General features: G+C 70.5%; 15 protein-coding genes. 6 read left to right on the forward strand and 9 right to left on the reverse strand.

The genetic code is table 11. The annotated features are described in order from the left end of the window. The first annotated feature begins 12 nt into the window (after positions 1–12). Positions 13–1,128 (forward strand): class 1b ribonucleoside-diphosphate reductase subunit beta, encoded by a 1,116-nt coding sequence (gene nrdF / locus ACLQ21_RS04395; protein ID WP_425661856.1) that lies wholly within the window; start codon positions 13–15, stop codon positions 1,126–1,128. 63 nt (positions 1,129–1,191) lie between these two features. Here the strand turns inward: nrdF and glsA are convergent, their stop codons facing one another. Beyond that, a complete protein-coding gene (gene glsA, locus ACLQ21_RS04400) occupies positions 1,192–2,400 on the reverse strand; it encodes a glutaminase A (RefSeq protein WP_425661857.1) in 1,209 nt (402 codons plus the stop codon). Between the two features lie 139 nt (positions 2,401–2,539). Here glsA and ACLQ21_RS04405 point away from each other — a divergent pair, with 139 nt between their 5' ends. Beyond that, positions 2,540–3,487: a hypothetical protein gene (locus ACLQ21_RS04405; RefSeq protein WP_425661859.1), complete on the forward strand. Its 948-nt coding sequence runs from the start codon at positions 2,540–2,542 to the stop codon at positions 3,485–3,487. Positions 3,488–3,490: 3 nt separating this feature from the next. On the opposite strand, the gene ACLQ21_RS04410 is transcribed toward ACLQ21_RS04405, so the two are convergent. Together ACLQ21_RS04410 and ACLQ21_RS04415 are read right to left on the reverse strand one after the other, a co-directional pair. Then, the gene (locus ACLQ21_RS04410; RefSeq protein WP_425661861.1) at positions 3,491–3,715 is read right to left on the reverse strand and encodes a helix-turn-helix domain-containing protein; all 225 of its coding nucleotides are present in this window, start codon (positions 3,713–3,715) and stop codon (positions 3,491–3,493) included. After that, the gene (locus tag ACLQ21_RS04415) at positions 3,715–4,200 is read right to left on the reverse strand and encodes a DUF2975 domain-containing protein (RefSeq protein ID WP_425661863.1); all 486 of its coding nucleotides are present in this window, start codon (positions 4,198–4,200) and stop codon (positions 3,715–3,717) included. The genes ACLQ21_RS04410 and ACLQ21_RS04415 overlap by 1 nt, the downstream gene beginning before the upstream one ends. A gap of 145 nt (positions 4,201–4,345) precedes the next feature. Between ACLQ21_RS04415 and ACLQ21_RS04420 the strand changes: the two genes are divergently transcribed. From ACLQ21_RS04420 to ACLQ21_RS04435, 4 genes are all read left to right on the forward strand, one after another. After that, positions 4,346–5,200: a DUF2382 domain-containing protein gene (locus ACLQ21_RS04420; RefSeq protein ID WP_425661865.1), complete on the forward strand. Its 855-nt coding sequence runs from the start codon at positions 4,346–4,348 to the stop codon at positions 5,198–5,200. Between the two features lie 121 nt (positions 5,201–5,321). Beyond that, the gene (locus tag ACLQ21_RS04425) at positions 5,322–6,398 is read left to right on the forward strand and encodes a DUF998 domain-containing protein (protein WP_425661867.1); all 1,077 of its coding nucleotides are present in this window, start codon (positions 5,322–5,324) and stop codon (positions 6,396–6,398) included. Further along, positions 6,395–7,525, forward strand: a complete 1,131-nt coding sequence (locus ACLQ21_RS04430; protein ID WP_425661869.1) for a DUF998 domain-containing protein — start codon at positions 6,395–6,397, stop codon at positions 7,523–7,525. The genes ACLQ21_RS04425 and ACLQ21_RS04430 overlap by 4 nt, the downstream gene beginning before the upstream one ends. Next, complete coding sequence (locus tag ACLQ21_RS04435; protein ID WP_425661871.1) at positions 7,522–7,737, forward strand: DUF5302 domain-containing protein; 216 nt, start codon at positions 7,522–7,524, stop codon at positions 7,735–7,737. Before ACLQ21_RS04430 ends, ACLQ21_RS04435 begins: the two co-directional genes overlap by 4 nt. Positions 7,738–7,789: 52 nt before the next feature. Here the strand turns inward: ACLQ21_RS04435 and ACLQ21_RS04440 are convergent, their stop codons facing one another. From ACLQ21_RS04440 to ACLQ21_RS04465, 6 genes are all read right to left on the reverse strand, one after another. After that, entirely contained in the window at positions 7,790–9,289 is a 1,500-nt protein-coding gene (locus ACLQ21_RS04440; RefSeq protein WP_425661873.1) for a PucR family transcriptional regulator, read from the reverse strand. Next, positions 9,286–10,326, reverse strand: coding sequence for a DUF917 family protein (locus ACLQ21_RS04445; RefSeq protein ID WP_425661875.1), 1,041 nt, complete (start codon positions 10,324–10,326; stop codon positions 9,286–9,288). The genes ACLQ21_RS04440 and ACLQ21_RS04445 overlap by 4 nt, the downstream gene beginning before the upstream one ends. Positions 10,327–10,348: 22 nt before the next feature. Further along, complete coding sequence (locus ACLQ21_RS04450; protein WP_425661877.1) at positions 10,349–11,443, reverse strand: DUF917 domain-containing protein; 1,095 nt, start codon at positions 11,441–11,443, stop codon at positions 10,349–10,351. Next, positions 11,440–12,516, reverse strand: a complete 1,077-nt coding sequence (locus tag ACLQ21_RS04455; RefSeq protein WP_425661879.1) for a DUF917 domain-containing protein — start codon at positions 12,514–12,516, stop codon at positions 11,440–11,442. The genes ACLQ21_RS04450 and ACLQ21_RS04455 overlap by 4 nt, the downstream gene beginning before the upstream one ends. Then, the gene (locus ACLQ21_RS04460; RefSeq protein WP_425661881.1) at positions 12,516–14,063 is read right to left on the reverse strand and encodes a hydantoinase/oxoprolinase N-terminal domain-containing protein; all 1,548 of its coding nucleotides are present in this window, start codon (positions 14,061–14,063) and stop codon (positions 12,516–12,518) included. The genes ACLQ21_RS04455 and ACLQ21_RS04460 overlap by 1 nt, the downstream gene beginning before the upstream one ends. A 99-nt stretch (positions 14,064–14,162) precedes the next feature. Then, positions 14,163–15,521 carry a purine-cytosine permease family protein gene (locus tag ACLQ21_RS04465; protein ID WP_425661883.1) on the reverse strand — a complete coding sequence of 453 codons (1,359 nt, stop codon included), beginning with the start codon at positions 15,519–15,521 and terminating at the stop codon, positions 14,163–14,165. Between the last annotated feature and the right edge of the window lie 14 nt (positions 15,522–15,535).

Genomic DNA, 15,535 nt, shown 5'->3' on the forward strand with positions numbered 1-15,535 from the left:
AGGACTTTGACCATGAACCCCCAGGACACGCAGGCATCCGCCTTCGACGAGATCGCCGACGCGCCGGTCGCGGCCGAGGCGCTCGACGCCATCGCCGCCGAGCGGCTCGAGGTCGAGGCGGCGCTCGGCGCCGGCAAGCCGCAGACCGAGGCGCAGCAGCGTCAGCACCGCCACAACCAGCTGGTGCGGGCGATCAACTGGAACCGCATCGAGGACGACAAGGACCTCGAGGTGTGGAACCGCCTCGTGAACAACTTCTGGCTGCCCGAGAAGGTGCCGCTGTCGAACGACGTGCAGTCGTGGGGCACGCTGACGCCGGAGGAGAAGACGCTCACGATGCGCGTCTTCACCGGCCTGACGCTGCTCGACACGATCCAGGGCACCGTCGGCGCCGTCTCGCTCATCCCGGATGCGATCACGCCGCACGAGGAGGCCGTCTACACGAACATCGCGTTCATGGAGTCGGTGCACGCGAAGTCGTACTCGTCGATCTTCTCGACGCTCGCGTCGACGCCCGAGATCGACGACGCGTTCCGCTGGTCGACCGAGAACGTCTACCTGCAGCGCAAGGCCGAGATCATCATCGACTACTACGAGGGCGACGACCCGCTGAAGCGCAAGGTCGCCTCGACGCTGCTCGAGTCGTTCCTGTTCTACTCGGGCTTCTACCTGCCGATGTACTGGTCGAGCCGCGCGAAGCTCACGAACACGGCCGACCTCATCCGCCTCATCATCCGCGACGAGGCCGTGCACGGGTACTACATCGGCTACAAGTTCCAGAAGGGCTACGAGAAGCTGAGCCCTGCTGAACAGGCCGAGATCAAGGACTACACGTACTCGCTGCTCTACGAGCTCTACGAGAACGAGGCGAAGTACACCGCCGACCTCTACGACCCGGTGGGCCTCACCGAGGACGTGAAGAAGTTCCTCCACTACAACGCGAACAAGGCGCTCATGAACCTCGGGTTCGAGCCGCTGTTCCCGTCGACGGTGGCCGACGTCAGCCCGGCGATCCTCTCGGCCCTGTCGCCGAACGCCGACGAGAACCACGACTTCTTCTCCGGGTCCGGCTCGTCGTACGTCATCGGCAAGGCCGAGGCCACGGCCGACGAGGACTGGGACTTCTGACCCACAGAGCAACCACGACGAAGAGGGGCGGCGCGCGCGAGCGGGCCGCCCCTCTTCGTCGTCTCAGCCCTCCAGCACGCCGTCGGGATCGGTGACCCGCACCTCGCGGCCATCCGCGCGCATCCGCTCGACCGCCTCGTTGAGGAGGCTGCGGCCGACCGCGGTCGCGGAGGCGACGCGCGACAGGTCGAGCACGAGCGGCTCGCCGTCGGGGAGCGCCTCGAGCTGGCGCAGCGCAACCTCGACGGCGGCGAAGTGCATCGTGCCCTGCAGCTGCACCTCGCGCAGCTCGTCACCGTCGGCGTCCGGCTCCACGACGCCGTAGAGCACGTGGGAGGCCACCTCGGGCGCGTGCATCAGGTGGAGGCCCAGCTCGGCCGACAGCCGCTCGAACGCCGCGACGCCGCGCACGCTGCTGCCGATCTCGTCGAGCCGAGGCGAGAACGCGCCGATGCCCACCTGGCCGGGAAGCGAGCCCAGCACGCCGCCCGAGACACCGCTCTTCGCCGGGATGCCGACCGTGCTCATCCAGTCGCCGGCCGCGTCGTACATGCCGCACGTCGCCATCACGCTGAGCACCTGCGTGCAGACCCAGGTCGGCACGACCTGCTCCCCCGTCACCGAGTTCCGGCCGCCCGCAGCGAGGGTCATCGCCATCACCGCGAGGTCGCGCACGTCGACGAGCAGCGAGCACTGCCGGGTGTAGCCGTCGACCGCGTCGTGCGGCTCGCCGTCGAGCTTGCCCTGCGAGTGCACGAGGTAGGCGAGCGCGAGGTTGCGGCTCGCCTCGGAGCGCTCCGACTCGAACACCGCCTCGTCCAGCTCGAGCGTCCGGCCAGCGAAGGCGGACAGCCCTGCCAGCACCCGCGCGTCTCGCTCCTCGAGCGTCCAGCGGGGATCGCCGATCAGCGCGTGCGTCGTGATGGCGCCGATATTGATCATGGGATTGCGGGGCCGGCCGTTCTGCTCGAGCGAGATCTCGTTGAACGCGTCGCCCGACGGCTCGACCCCGACGTGCTCGAGCACGGTGTCGCGGCCGCGGTCGGCGAGCGCGAGCGCGTACGCGAACGGCTTCGAGATCGACTGGATCGTGAAGCGGTGGTCGGCGTCGCCGGTACCGTACACCGTGCCGTCGATGGTGCACAGGGCGATGCCGAAGCGGTCCGGATCCTCGTCGGCGAGCTCGGGGATCGTGTCGAGCACCTCGCCGCCATCCGCGCCGGCGCACTCGCGTCGCAGCTCGTCGAGCAGGTCGGGCACCGGGTTGCGCATCCGGTGAGGCTAGCGACGCGCACTGTGCGTGCGCCGGGGAGGTGGGGGCTGTTGCGGGCCGACGCCCGGTGCCATCCTCGGATCGTCCCGACGCGCCGGGCGCTCAGGGCCCGGACGGATCGAGGCTGCGACTGGGGAGATGGCGATGGTCGACGGCGACCGTGGCGAAGAGCGCATCGACGATCACGAGATCGAGATGCTCCTGGCGTCGAAGGACAAGACGGCGTTCCGGCGACGGGCGATCATCAACGCCCACGCCGGCCCGTCCGTGGAGGAGCGGCAGCACGACGGGCGGCCCCTGCCGACGTTCGTCGCCCAGCGGCTCGACCGGTTCCGCGAGTCGGTCAGCCCCGCGCTGCACGCGCACCACGAGCTGCACGACGCGATCTTCCACACCGTCGTCGACGAGCTCGACATGACGATCGGCGGCTACCTGCGGCCGGAGCCGAAGCCCGAGGCTCGCGACCTGCTGCACGTCTACGGCCCCGACCGTGACGGCACCGGCGAGCGGCGCTACTACCGCTACGCCTGGCTCGACCACAGCGACTACGTCCCCGCGTTCACCACGACCGCCCAGGCCATCGTCCGCTCCGGCCGCCTCGCCGGCAGCTGCGGCGTGTACGGCGGCCAGTGGGCGTTCAGCGTCGGCGGCGCGGGGATGCTGTTCATCGCCGAGCACGGCGCGGCGAGCGTCTCGGTGCGGCCATACATGCCGTGGCTCGCGCTGACGTCGTTCAACCACCACGCGGTGAACGCCTCGGTCCTGTGCGACATCGGCATCGCCATCGACAGCTGGCTGCCTGGCGGCGGCGACTTCCGGCAGGAGCACGACCACCCCGTCCGCGTGCTCACACGGTCGTCGGCCGAGGGCTACCTGCTCGACAGCGAGACGAGCGGCACGGGCATCCCGAGCTCCGGGCTGCAGTTGAGCTTCGTCGCCGTGCCCGGACGGCGGTACGGGATCTACGTCTACGCGTGGCTCGAGACGAACGGCGGCGCCCCGAGCGGTGGCGGCCCGCTGGGCTACTCGCGCATCGAGCTGGATGCGTCCGTGCCGTACGTGGCCGCGGAGGAGACGCCGCTCTGACGCTCAGCCGGACACATCCGTCGGCTCGTCGACCCACTCGAGCAGGTCGCCGGGCTGACACTCGAGCACCCGGCACATCGCGTCGAGCGTCGAGAAGCGCACCGCCTTCGCGCGACCGTTCTTCAGCACCGCGACGTTCGCCGGCGTCAGGCCCACCCGGTCGGCGAACTCGCCGACGCTCAGCTTGCGCTTCGCGAGCTCGACGTCGATCCGCACCACGATGGGCATCAGATGACCTCCTCGAGCTCGGCGCGGTAGCCCGTCGCCTGCCGCAGCAGCCCGCGCATCACGATCATCAGCAGGAGCGGCAGCGACGAGAGCACGACGATGCCGAACAGGAGCATCGGGATGCCGGGGTCGCGGATCTCGGGCGTGAAGTAGATGATCGCGGTCACGACCAGGGCGAAGCCCGCGAGCAGCGCCCAGCCGATCGCGAGCGACCAGACGATCGCATCGACCCAGCGCCGTGACGCGTCGCTGAAGAGCCGGTCGCGGCTGATCAGCGTCAGCAGCCGCCAGATGCAGACGATGACGGCGAGCACGCACACCAGCACGAGCGAGAGGACGAGCTGCACGGGCAGGCGCACGCCGGGCTCCGGCGTGCCGTCGGAGAGCTCACCGGGGAGCGCGAACGCCAGCAGCACGAGCAGCCAGAGGGCGGCGACGACGAGGACGACGCGGAGAGCGAAGACGGCGAGACGTGACTGCAACATGGATCGAGTCTCGCGCGATATCTATCGAAAGTCAATTGGTTGAATGCTGAGTGCGGGCTTGGTGCGCCGCACTCAGGCGTCTGCGATGGTGGTCCCCCAACGCGTTGTACCCCAGACAGGGGTGCGATCAAGAAGAGGGAGAACCATGACGGATCACACCTTCAGCATCGACGAGCTCTACCGCGGCACCGTGTACGACTCCAACGGCGACAAGATCGGCAGCGTCAAGCAGGTCTACACGGACGACACCACGGGCGAGCCCCAGTTCGTGACGGTGAACACCGGACTCTTCGGCACGCGCGAGAGCTTCGTGCCCGTGCGCGGCGCGACGGCGCGCGGCGACGACATCCACGTGCCGTACACGAAGGACTTCGTGAAGGATGCGCCGAACATCGACGCAGACGGACACATGGAGGAGAGCGAGCAGGACCAGCTGTTCCGCTACTACGACTACAGCGGCGGCTACTCGGCCGGCACGGGCGACCGTGACGTCTCGACGGGCGTTGGCGGCGTGGGGGACCCGACCCTCGACAGCGACCGCGATGTCTCGACGGGCGTGGGAGGCCTGGGCGACACGACCCGTGACCGCGACGTCGACCTCGACCGCGGCGACGACGACTCGATCGTGCGCCGCGAGGAGCAGCTGCGGGTCGGCACCGAGCGCGTCGAGAGCGGCCGCTTGCGCATCCGCAAGCACGTCGTGACGGAGCAGCAGACCGTCACCGTGCCGGTGGAGCGCGAGGAGTTCGAGGTCGTGCGCGAGCCGCTGGACGGCACGAGCTCCAGCGGGTCGCTGGGCGAGGACGAGATCGCCGTGACGACGCACGAGGAGCGCCCCGTGGTCGACAAGGAGGTCGTCGACGCGGAGCGGATCGGTGTGGAGAAGCGCACCGTCACCGACCAGGAGCGCGTCTCGGCCGACATCTCGAAGGAGGAGATCGACGTCGACCGCGACGGCGGCATCGCCGACATCGACCGGGACGGCGACATCCGCCGCTGAGCCGACCGACCATATCGACGAGAGCGACCCGTTCCGCACCCGCGGGGCGGGTCGCTCTCATGGGTCGGACGGATCCGTGTCGGGCATCCGCGCAGTCGCGCGACGTGCTTCCATCGGATGCGTGGAGGCACCCGGGCAGGCCGAGGCGCGTCGCGAGTCGCGCGCGATCGTCGCCGCCTGGGCGTGCTTCGGCGTCGGCATCGCCTTCGGGCTGATCGCGCTCGCAGGCCCACCCCGTCCGATCGCCGGTGAGGACTCCGTCGCGATGGCGGCCGCGGGCATCGCCGCCATCATCACGGCAGCGGCGTTCGTGCTCAGCACCGGCATCCACCGACGGGCGGAGACGACGCCGATGCCACGCTGGCAGACGACCGTCGCGCACGCCTCGACCGTCGCCATCACGCTCGCCTTCGCCGCCGTCGCCCACCTCGGTGTGCTGACCGGCGGCGAGATCCTCGCGCTCGGGCTGCAGGGCCTCGAGGCGCCCGCGGTCGGCGGGGCGCTGCTGACGGGTGTCGCGAGCGCGGCCGGCGGCTGGCTCGCCTTCCAGGCCGGGGTCGAGCTGCGCACTCGCGACCTCGCCACGCTGCTGTTCGCGTTCCTCACGATCGGCACGGTGTTCGCGATGATCACCGCCGCCGACCCGCGCTGGTGGGAGCGCCACTTCTCGGGCCTCGGCACCGGTTGGGCCTTCAACGCCACCATCATCGTCGCGGGCCTGCTCGTCGCCACGATCGGCGCCTACATCGGCCGCGACCTGCACCGCTGGCTCGGCGACGGGGCGCTCCGTCGCATCGCCGTGGTCGTCGCCCTCTTCGCCGCCACCGGCGTCGCGCTCGCGGGCGTCGGGCTGTTCCCGGTGCACCGGGCGCAGCTGCTGCACGACATCGCCGCGTTCGGCGCGCTCGGGCTGTTCGTGCTCAGCGCGATCGTGGTCACGATCGTCATGCCCGGTCCGCCGAGGGCACTGCTGCTGACGACCGCGGGCACGGCGGTCGCGCTCGTCGTCGCGCTGCTGCTGTGGTGGCCGTTCGGCGTCTACGGCGCGACGGCGCTCGAGGCGCTCGCCGTCGGCATCCTCTTCGTGTGGCTCACCACCCTGGTGCGCACGCTCGCCGCCCTCGTGCCGCAGGAGAGCCTGCCGTCGAGGTCGCCGTCGCCGCTGCGCCACCGCGTCGACCCACGGATGGCGGCGTGAACGCCTCCCCGACGCCCGTCGCCTCCGCGCGAGGCGATGGGTCGCGCTCCCGCCTCGAGCTCGAGGCCGTCGTCACGGCGGGGGCCGCCGGCGTGGCTGCGTTCCTGCTCGGGCTCGTGCTCCTGCAGGGCGAGCCGCGGCCGATCGGCGGGGTCGGCTCGGTCGCGCGCGTCGCCGCATTCACCACCGGCGCTGCCGCCGCCGCCTCGTTCGCCGTGGCCAACCTGCGCTCCGAGGCACCGCTGCCTCGGCTCGGTCGACGGCTCGAGGGCACCCTGCGCGTCACGGCCACCTGCTCGATCGCCCTCGTCTGCTTCGGCCTCGGCTACCTCGCCGCGCTCTCCGCGGGCGAGGTGTTCCAGGCCGGCTTCATCGGGCTCGAGGTCGACGCCTTCGCCGGTGCGCTCGCGTGCGCGATCGCGAGCGGCGCGGCCGCGTACCTCGCGCATCCGCTGGGCCACGACATCGGCACCCGCACCCTCGGCGCCCTGGTGCCGACGTTCCTCGTGGTCGGCGTGCTCTTCTCGATGCTCACGGCGTCCGACGAGGACTGGTGGCAGCGGCACTTCTCGCAGCTGGGCGCCGGCGGCGGCATCTCGGGCTTCGCGTTCAACGTCACGCTCATCCTCTCTGGGCTGCTCGTGGCGACGATGGGCGCCTACGTGCGCGGCGACCTCGAGGAGGTCACCGACGGGGAGCGCGGGTCGAGCAGCCGCTGGGTCGGCCGGCTGCTCGCGATCATCGGGCTCTGCATGGTGCTGACGGGGCTGGTGCGCGTCGACGTGGCGGAGTGGCTGCACATCGCGTTCGCGTCGAGCATGGTGGTCATCTTCTGCGGGCTCTGCGCCGCGCTGCCGCGCCTCGCACCGCGGCTGCCGCGGGCCATCCACCTCGTCTCGGGTGCGATGGTGGTCGGCACCGTCGTGGCGCTGCTGCTGTGGGTGCCGGTCGGCTACTACAACTTCACCGGCTTCGAGTTCGCCGCGTGCGGTCTCATCTTCGTGTGGCTCAGCGCGTTCGTGCGGGCGATCGCGGCGGCGAAGGCCGACCGGGCGGATGCGTCCCCGCGGCCGGGCCGTCGGGCCGACTCGACATCAGTGCGCGCAGGGGGCAAGGTTGGTGCATGACGAGTCACGATCCGGCCGAGCCTGAGACGCCGCAGGACACCCGCGAGGGCACCGAGACGCCCGAGGACGCGCAGCGCCGCAAGTTCCGCGAGGCGCTGGACAAGAAGAAGCTTGGCCACCACGGGCAGGGCATGGCCTCGCCGGGCAGCGTGCAGGGCGCGCACTCCGGCCCGGCCGTGCAGAAGCGGGTGCACCGCCGCAAGTCGGGCTGAGTCGGGCCGGGAGACGGCTCGGCGAAGGCCGCATCGAGCGGAGCAGTGCTCCTCATCCACCCTGCGACGCGCGGAGCGCCAGCCGGACGGCGAGCCGCACCTCGGAGTCGTGCAAGTCCATGCCCAGCACCGACTCGGCCCGTGCCACGCGCTGCGCGACCGTATTGCGGTGGATGCCCAGGTCGCCGGCGGTCGCGGCCAGCGATGACTCGCGATCGAGATAGGCCTCGAGCGTTCGGCGGTCCTCGGGCCGGAGCGCGTCCAGCATGCCGTCGGCGGCGGAGCGGAAGGCGTCACTGCCCGTCCACGCGAGCAGCAGCTGCTCGACGCCCAGCCGATCGACGTGCAGGAACCACCCTGCGGCTGAACGGTCGGCCGCGAGCCTCGCGGCATCCGTCGCTTCCTGGATCGTCTGCGCGAGGCCGGGAAGGTCCCGTTGCAGCGTGCCGACGCCAGTCGCGATCGCGAGGTGCAGCAGAGCGCGGTCGTGCAAGCGCCGCACGTGGTCGACCGTCCTGGCCAAGTCCTGCCGAGTGGGCGCATGGGAGAACGTCACCCATCCGGCGACGCCTGCACCGCGCGTCGCAGCGTGGGCTGGGACCGGGAGCTCTGTCAGCCAGGGCTGCAGCAACCGCAGCAGCTCGAGCGGCTCCGTCCGTCCGCGTGCCTGCGCGCTGAAGCCGAGGTGCCATCCCGAGGCCTGCCAGCCGCGCTCCACCACACGACGGTCGAGCTCTGTGTCGTACGCGGCTGCCGGGTCGAGCAGCTCGCTCAGCAGAGACGACGACCGCGACGCGTCGTTCATGTCCGCGACCTCGTCGATCAGCAGCCGCGCGGCCACGGCGGGCATGGCGATCTCGGCTGCGGCGGCGAGGGCGAAGAGCTGCGACATGCTGAGAGCCTTGCCGTGGAAGGCGAGCCGCAGCCTCTGCGACCCCTTGCTGTCCACTCGGACCGATGCGACCGAGCCGAGCGGATCCTGGAGATGCCCAACCCATGATTCGAAGTCGATCCGCTCGATGAGGGCGGGCGCGAGGGCGGGCCCGGCCTGATGGATCACGCCGTGCGGCGCGATGAGGGCCACCCCGTAGCCGATGTTGGCGGCGAGGTGGCGCAACTGGTCGCCGACGCCGTTCGCCGCGTATTGGATGGTCTGCGCCACCTTGCGGATCATCGCGAGCTTCAGCGCATCGCCGCCGACCGTGAGCTCCCAGCAGGCTCGAGCCAGCGCGGTCGGCCGGTTCGAGCGGAGCAGCGTCAGGCCGAGTCGAGTCGCGAGGGCCGCGGTGCCCGAGGACACCTCGACCTCCGCGGGCAGCGCAAGCCCGGTGTACCCGCGGTCGCGGATCCGTCGGAGCATCGCGTCGAGCTGCCACGACGAGGGGGACCGGGCCGCGATGAGCACCGCCAGCACGGGCACATCGACGATCTCGAGCGTGCGCTCGTCGGGCTCGACCGCAACCGACTCCCATGCGTCCCCGACCCGCGCGATGACCTCGATCTCGCCGCAACCCGGCTGCTCGAGCAGTGCGTCGAGCTCCAGGCCGCTCATCCGCTGACCTCGTCGAGCTCCCGCAGCCCGTAGTGGGACGGCAGGACACGTCGAAGGCGGTGCGGGTGCTCCGACCACCACGAGGGCGCCTCGAACGCGATCACGGCTGCACTCGTGCCCGCAACGATGTCCTCGACCTGCTGCACGGTGCCGGTCTGTGGATCGACGACGTCGATGACGTCGGGAGCTCGCGCGACCACCAGACCGTCGGCCACGCACGCCAGCACCTCGGATCTCGCCACGAGACGGAGGACCGAGCCGTCCGCGATCTCGACGTCGATGATCCGGACGCGCGCGTCTTCCCGGTGCAGCTCGACGGCGGTGACGCGGCCGGCACCGAAGTACCGTCCACCGGCGGCCGCCGTGCGCCGCTCGAGCGGCAAGGCGTCGTCGTCCCCCCACGCGGTGCCCATCTCGAAGGCGCGCCGCAGGCTCCCGACGACGGCGTGCTCAGCGAGGGCCCCCGCGAGGAATCCGCCGACCACCATGCCGGCCCAGCCACCAGCGGCCTCGAACGCCGCCCGGAGCACGTGCTCCGCATCCGCGGGACGAGCATCGGCCACGAGCATCGCGCCGCGCGGTCCTGGCGAGACCGCGATGACCAGGCCCGGCAGGTCATCGACCAGCAGCGTGACCTGGTCGATGCCCGGCAGGGCGCGGCCCATGAGATCCGCGTCGACGAGCGTCAAGGTTCCCGCATGGGGCAGGGCGGTCAGCGCGTTCATGCCGCCGATCTCAGTCAGGCACACCGCTCGCGCCGGAGCGCCTGTCCAACGATCGACCGCCTGGATCGCTTCGGCGAACAGCTCCCCGGCCGCCAGCCGCTCGCGGAAGACCATCGTAGATCCGCCGACTCCCACGGCCACGCACGGAAGCTCTTGGTCGACCTCGTCGACGGTGTGCACCACGATCGGCCAGACGATCGCCTGGGCCGCGGTGAGCTCCGCGATCCGGGTGTGTCCGCCGCCGCCCCCGCTGAGGAGAGCCGCACCTCGGCTCAGCGCCGCGAGGTCACCTCGATCGAGCGTCCACGGCATGCGCCAAGCCTAGGTCCGCGATCTATGCCCTGGACTCGACCGGCACGAACGGCTCGTCGAGCCCGAAGGCCGAGGGCCCGAAGGCCCGGAGCGCCTCCGGCGTGCGCATCATGTCGGGGGTCGAGATTCCGAGCACGCGGACCCGCTGACCGTAGCGCAGGCCCTCGGTCGTGATGGGTTCGGCGGTCTCAGCGTCCAGGACGCAGATCAGGTCCGGCACGATCGCGACCGTCTCGCCCCCTCGCGTCGCGACGAGGTTCTCGTTCTGGAATCGGATCTCGAGCGCATCACCGCCGCCGTCGAGCGCGACGATCCGGGCGCTTCCCTTCGCGAAGCCGTCCGTCGTCCTGCGCTCGACGTCAGCGACCTTGCCGTGGAAGAGCTCCCGGACATGGCTGTACAGCGTCGTCGACAGCGACTCCGCGATGGCGTCGAAGGGTGAGCGGTGCGCCTCCCTGGCCTCCCGGATCGCGCGCCCGAGCGCGAGCGCCATCGACAGGGTCCGCGGGATGGCTGTGCGACGCACGTCGGCGCCGGTCATGGCGTATTCCGCGATGTGACCGACACCGCCGAGCCGGATGGTGATCGCGCGAGCGAGCCACTCCATCTGACGGTCGTCGTCGCCCGTGTCGATGATCACCCGCTCGCCTCGCTCTCCCGCCAGCGCGAGAGGCGACCCGTGCACGCCATAGACGGCGAAGGTCTCCATCGAGAGCTCCGGGAACGCTCTCCCCATGCCATCGGCGTCGATGACGGGCAGTCCGGTCTCGGCCGCGACGACGAGCGGGATCATCGAGTTGATCCCACCGCACTCGATCGGCATCGTCGCATCCGCCGTCCTCCCGAGATGCTCCTCGAGGATCCGGAGCGAGAGCGTCGGCTCTGTCCCCGCCGGGATCTTCTCCACCATGACCGTCGGTGCGCCCATCTGCGCGGTGGGGATGACGAACAGGTCGTCGGCGATCTCGTCAGGATCGAGCACGGTGATCGCACCGTCTCCCAGCACGCGCTCGACGAGCCGGCGACCGATGTAGGGGTCGCCGCCCCCTCCCGTCCCGAGCAGGGTCGCTCCCCGCGCCAGGTCGCTCAGATCTGCTGCGCGAAGCTCGAAGCTCATGCCGTCTCCCTTGTCGTCCCGTCGTATCGCGTCGTCGCGTAGTCATAGCCGAAGTAGGCGGGACCCGCGAGCCGCAGTCCGCCCGGCGAGTGCCAGCGCTCGTCCGCGGGCGCAGCCACCACTCGCACGCGCTGCCCGTAGCGGAGCCCCTCGGTGGTGATCGGCTCGCCGGTGTCGTGCTCGAGCACGATGATCAGGTCCGGCGTGGTGACGAGCACCCGTCCGTCCAGGCGCGCGACGAGGTGCTCGTTCTGGAAGGAGAGCTCGATCCGTCCCAACTCGCCGTCGATGCGCGCGCTGCCGCGCGCGAACCCCGCCGTCGTCGCCCTGGCGACGTCGACCACCTTGCCCGCGAACAGCTCGCGTCCGCCGAGCCTGCTGACGACCGCTTCGACGGGATCAGCGTTACGAGCCCGAGCCTCCGCGATGCGCGCGCCCAGCTCCACGCACAGGGACAGGGAGCCGTCGACCAGCGCTTCGCGCGCTTGGGCTCCCGTCATGGCGAAGCCCGAGATCATCACCGAGCAGCCCATCTCCACTGCTGCAACGCGTGCGATCCGCTCGGTCCAGTGGTTGTCGACGGTCTCGAGCAGGGCGGTGTTGCCCTTCTCATCCGCGATGCCCAGCGGCGAGGCGGTGATGCCGTAGAGCGTCGGCAGCACCATCTGCAGCTCCGGGAACGCGCGCCCCATCCCGTCGCCGTCGACCAGCGGCAGCCCGAGGGCAGCGGCGGCGGCCACCGGGATGGTCGAATTGACGCCGCCTGCCTCGGCGCATGCGATGTGGGTCACCGGGCGGCCGAGACTCGCCTCGAGCGCCCGGATGGGCGCCACGACTTCATCGAGGCTCGGCAGCTTCTCCACCATCACGGTGGGCGCACCCATCATCGCCGCGGTCACGACGCACGCGTCGTCCGACAGCTCGCCGAGAGGGACGACCTCCACAGCACCGTCGCCGATGGCCTGCCGCGCGAGGAGCGCGCCGATGTACGGGTCCCCACCGCCACCGGTGCCGAGCACCGCAGCACCTCGGGCGAGGTCGCGGATCGAGTCCGCGGTGATCTGCCAGGTCATCACTTGCTCATGTCGAGGTCGCCGACGGCCTTCGCTCGGACACGCGTCGCGTTGCCGGGGAGGTATGGGAGCGGCACCTCGTCGAAGTCGACGATCTGCACGCTCCTCGGCGACGCGCCTGCCGCGATCGCCTTGTCCACTGCCTGCTGCTTCACGTCGTCGAGGATCGAGTCCCGGCGGCCAGGGTCGACGGCGACGACCTTGTCGATCTCTCCGCCGACCTGTGCGATCGAGGCGCCGATGGCGTTCGCGACCGAGTAGTTCTCGGGGCGCCGCACCTCGCCGAAGATGGGCAGCTCGTCGGGCAGCAGGATCGAACCGCCACCCACCACGACCACGGGGATGGGATCGGGCGACGTGCGCATGCGATCGACGGCTTCGGCCACACGCTCGGCGATGCGATCGATCACCGCGGTCGCGAACACCTTGTCGATGTGTCCCACGCGATCGGCGTCGCCGATGTCGGCCCGCCCGGCCGCGACCGCGATGTCGGTCGCGGTGAGCGTGGAGCCGCCGAAGACGAGCGCCTCGCTCGTGAGGCGGAATCCCACCGATGAGGGTCCGACCTCACGCGTGTCCTCGTGCACATGGCTGCCGCCGCCGATTCCGATCGACAGGACGTCGGGCATGCGGAAGTTCGTGCGGATGCCGGCGACCTCCACCTCCGTCGACGTCTCGCGAGGGAAGCCGTTGACCAGCAGACCGATGTCGGCAGTGGTCCCACCGATGTCGACGACGGCGCAGTCAGCGAGACCGCTGGTCGCGGCGGCCCCTCGCATCGAGTTCGTCGGACCGGACGCGAACGTCGCGACCGGGTAGCGGCGCACGAAGTCCTCGTCCATCAGGGTGCCGTCGTTCTGGCTCAGGAAGATGGGGGCGGCGATGCCCTGCGCTCGCACGGCCGCGCTCAGGCCGTCGACGATCTCGACCGCGAGCTCGCGGAGCGCCGCGTTGATCACCGTGGCGTTCTCTCGCTCGAGGAGACCGATGCGGCCGATCTCGTGGCTCAGCGAGATGGCCACGTCGGCACCGAGCTCCCGCCGGACGATGTCAGCGGCCTGCTGCTCGAGGTCGTGGTTCACGGGGCTGAACACGCTGGAGATGGCGACGGAGCGGATCCCGTGGGCGGCCATGTCGGCGGCGTGCCGCACGAGCTCCTCCGGGTCGAGGGGAGAGATGGGCCGCCCGTCGAACTCGTACCCTCCGTGCGCCAGGTAGGTGCGCCCACGGATCGCGTCGCGGAGCTCGGCCGGCCAGTCGATCAGCGGGGGCAGCGCACGGGTGGCCGGGAGCCCGAGCCGCAGCGCAGCCGTCGGCGCCAACCCGCGTGCCTGTACGAGCGCGTTGATGAAGTGCGTGGTGCCGATCATCACCGCGCTGATCTCGCTGCCCTCGAACGGCCGATCGGCGCGCAGCACCTCGATGGCCGCGACGATCCCGCCGGTCACGTCCGCAGTCGTCGACTGCTTCACCGTCGCGAGCACGCTGGTGCCATCCATGAGCACGGCGTCCGTGTTCGTCCCACCGACATCGATTCCGATGTGCATCCGCTTCCTCTTCCTGTTCGGGTCAGTTGTTGAAGGCGCCGTCTCGCGCGACGTCGTCGCCGCGCCGAGGGCCGGCGCCGCGCAGTGTGCTGGCGTGGATCAGCGCTTCTCGGTGTGCGCCACAGCTGGACCGACGGCCCCGCCGATGGCGTCGTCGTTGTCGGTCGGCACTTCGCCGACGCCTCGGACGAGGCCGAGCTTGCCGGCGATCACGTACAGCACGAACGAGAGCACGAGCGCGGTGATCGACGGGATGCCCCACGTGAAGAAGTAGCCGACGAGGCTCGCGATCAGCCAGATCACGAGAGTTGCCGGCACGATGCGCGGCGCGGTCTCCGGCAGCGCATCCGCAGCGCGGGTGGCGTCCAGCGCCGGCCGGAACTTCTTCACGATGAAGTACTCGGCGATCATGATGCCCGCGATTGGCGGGAAGGCCGCCGCCAGCACATTGAGGAACGGCACGAAGCCCTGGAGGATCCCGAAGGCTGCGAGGAGGGTGCCGACGACGCCGATGGTGACCGTCGTGAGCACGTGCGGCAGCGCCTTGTTGAACGCCGTCGAGACGAAGTTCACGAGTCCGAGCACCGAGGAGTACAGGTTCCAGTCGTTGATCTTCAGCGTGCCGGTGACGATGATCAGCAGCCCGACCCAGCCCACGGCCGATGTCACGATCGCGACGATGTTGCCCGACTGCGCCGCATGCGCGAGGAGCACGCCCGCCAGGCCGATGACGAACTCGCCCAGCGTGACGCCCACCACGGTCACCTTCACGACGTCGCCGGCGCTCCGGTTGAAGCGCGTCATGTCGCTGGTGATGATCGCGCCCACGATGAAGCCGCCCGCGACGATGCCCGCGCCGGCGAAGACCGACATCGGCTCCCCCGCAGGGGCCTGAGTCATGAGATCGACGATCGAGTGCTGGCTCAGCTCGCTGATGACCGACCATCCGACCAGCACGAGGAACAGCGGCACCGTGATGTTCGCGAGCACCTGCATGCCCTTGAAGCCGAATGCGACCACACCGGTGACCGCGAGGCCGAAGATGATGGCCCAAACCTCGATCGGCATGACGCCCGGCATGAGCGCGTCGAGCGACTCTGCCGAGATGGCGCTCTGGATGCCGAACCAGCCGATCAGGCTCATCGCGATCGCGAGGCCCACGAGCGAGGAGCCGATCTCACCGAACCCGGTCCAGCGGGTCAGCAGCGAGGTCTGCATCCCCTCCTTCTGGCCGATGATGCCCACGATCGTGATCACGACCTCGAGGATGATCGCGCCGAGCAGGAACGCGAGCGCAGCGTCCCAGAAGCTCATGGCGTAGCCGAGCGTGGCTCCGAGAAGGAACTGCGAGAGCGCGGAGACCTGACCGAACCGCTGGACGGCGATGGGGAACCAGCGGCGCCGCTCGCCGATCGGGACGCGTTGCAGCGAGTAGTCGTCGTTCGGCGTGGTGGCCATGAGCTGCCCTTCCG

Origin of the sequence: Agrococcus sp. DT81.2, from assembly GCF_049844935.1 — a bacterium.
Classification (GTDB): domain Bacteria; phylum Actinomycetota; class Actinomycetes; order Actinomycetales; family Microbacteriaceae; genus Agrococcus.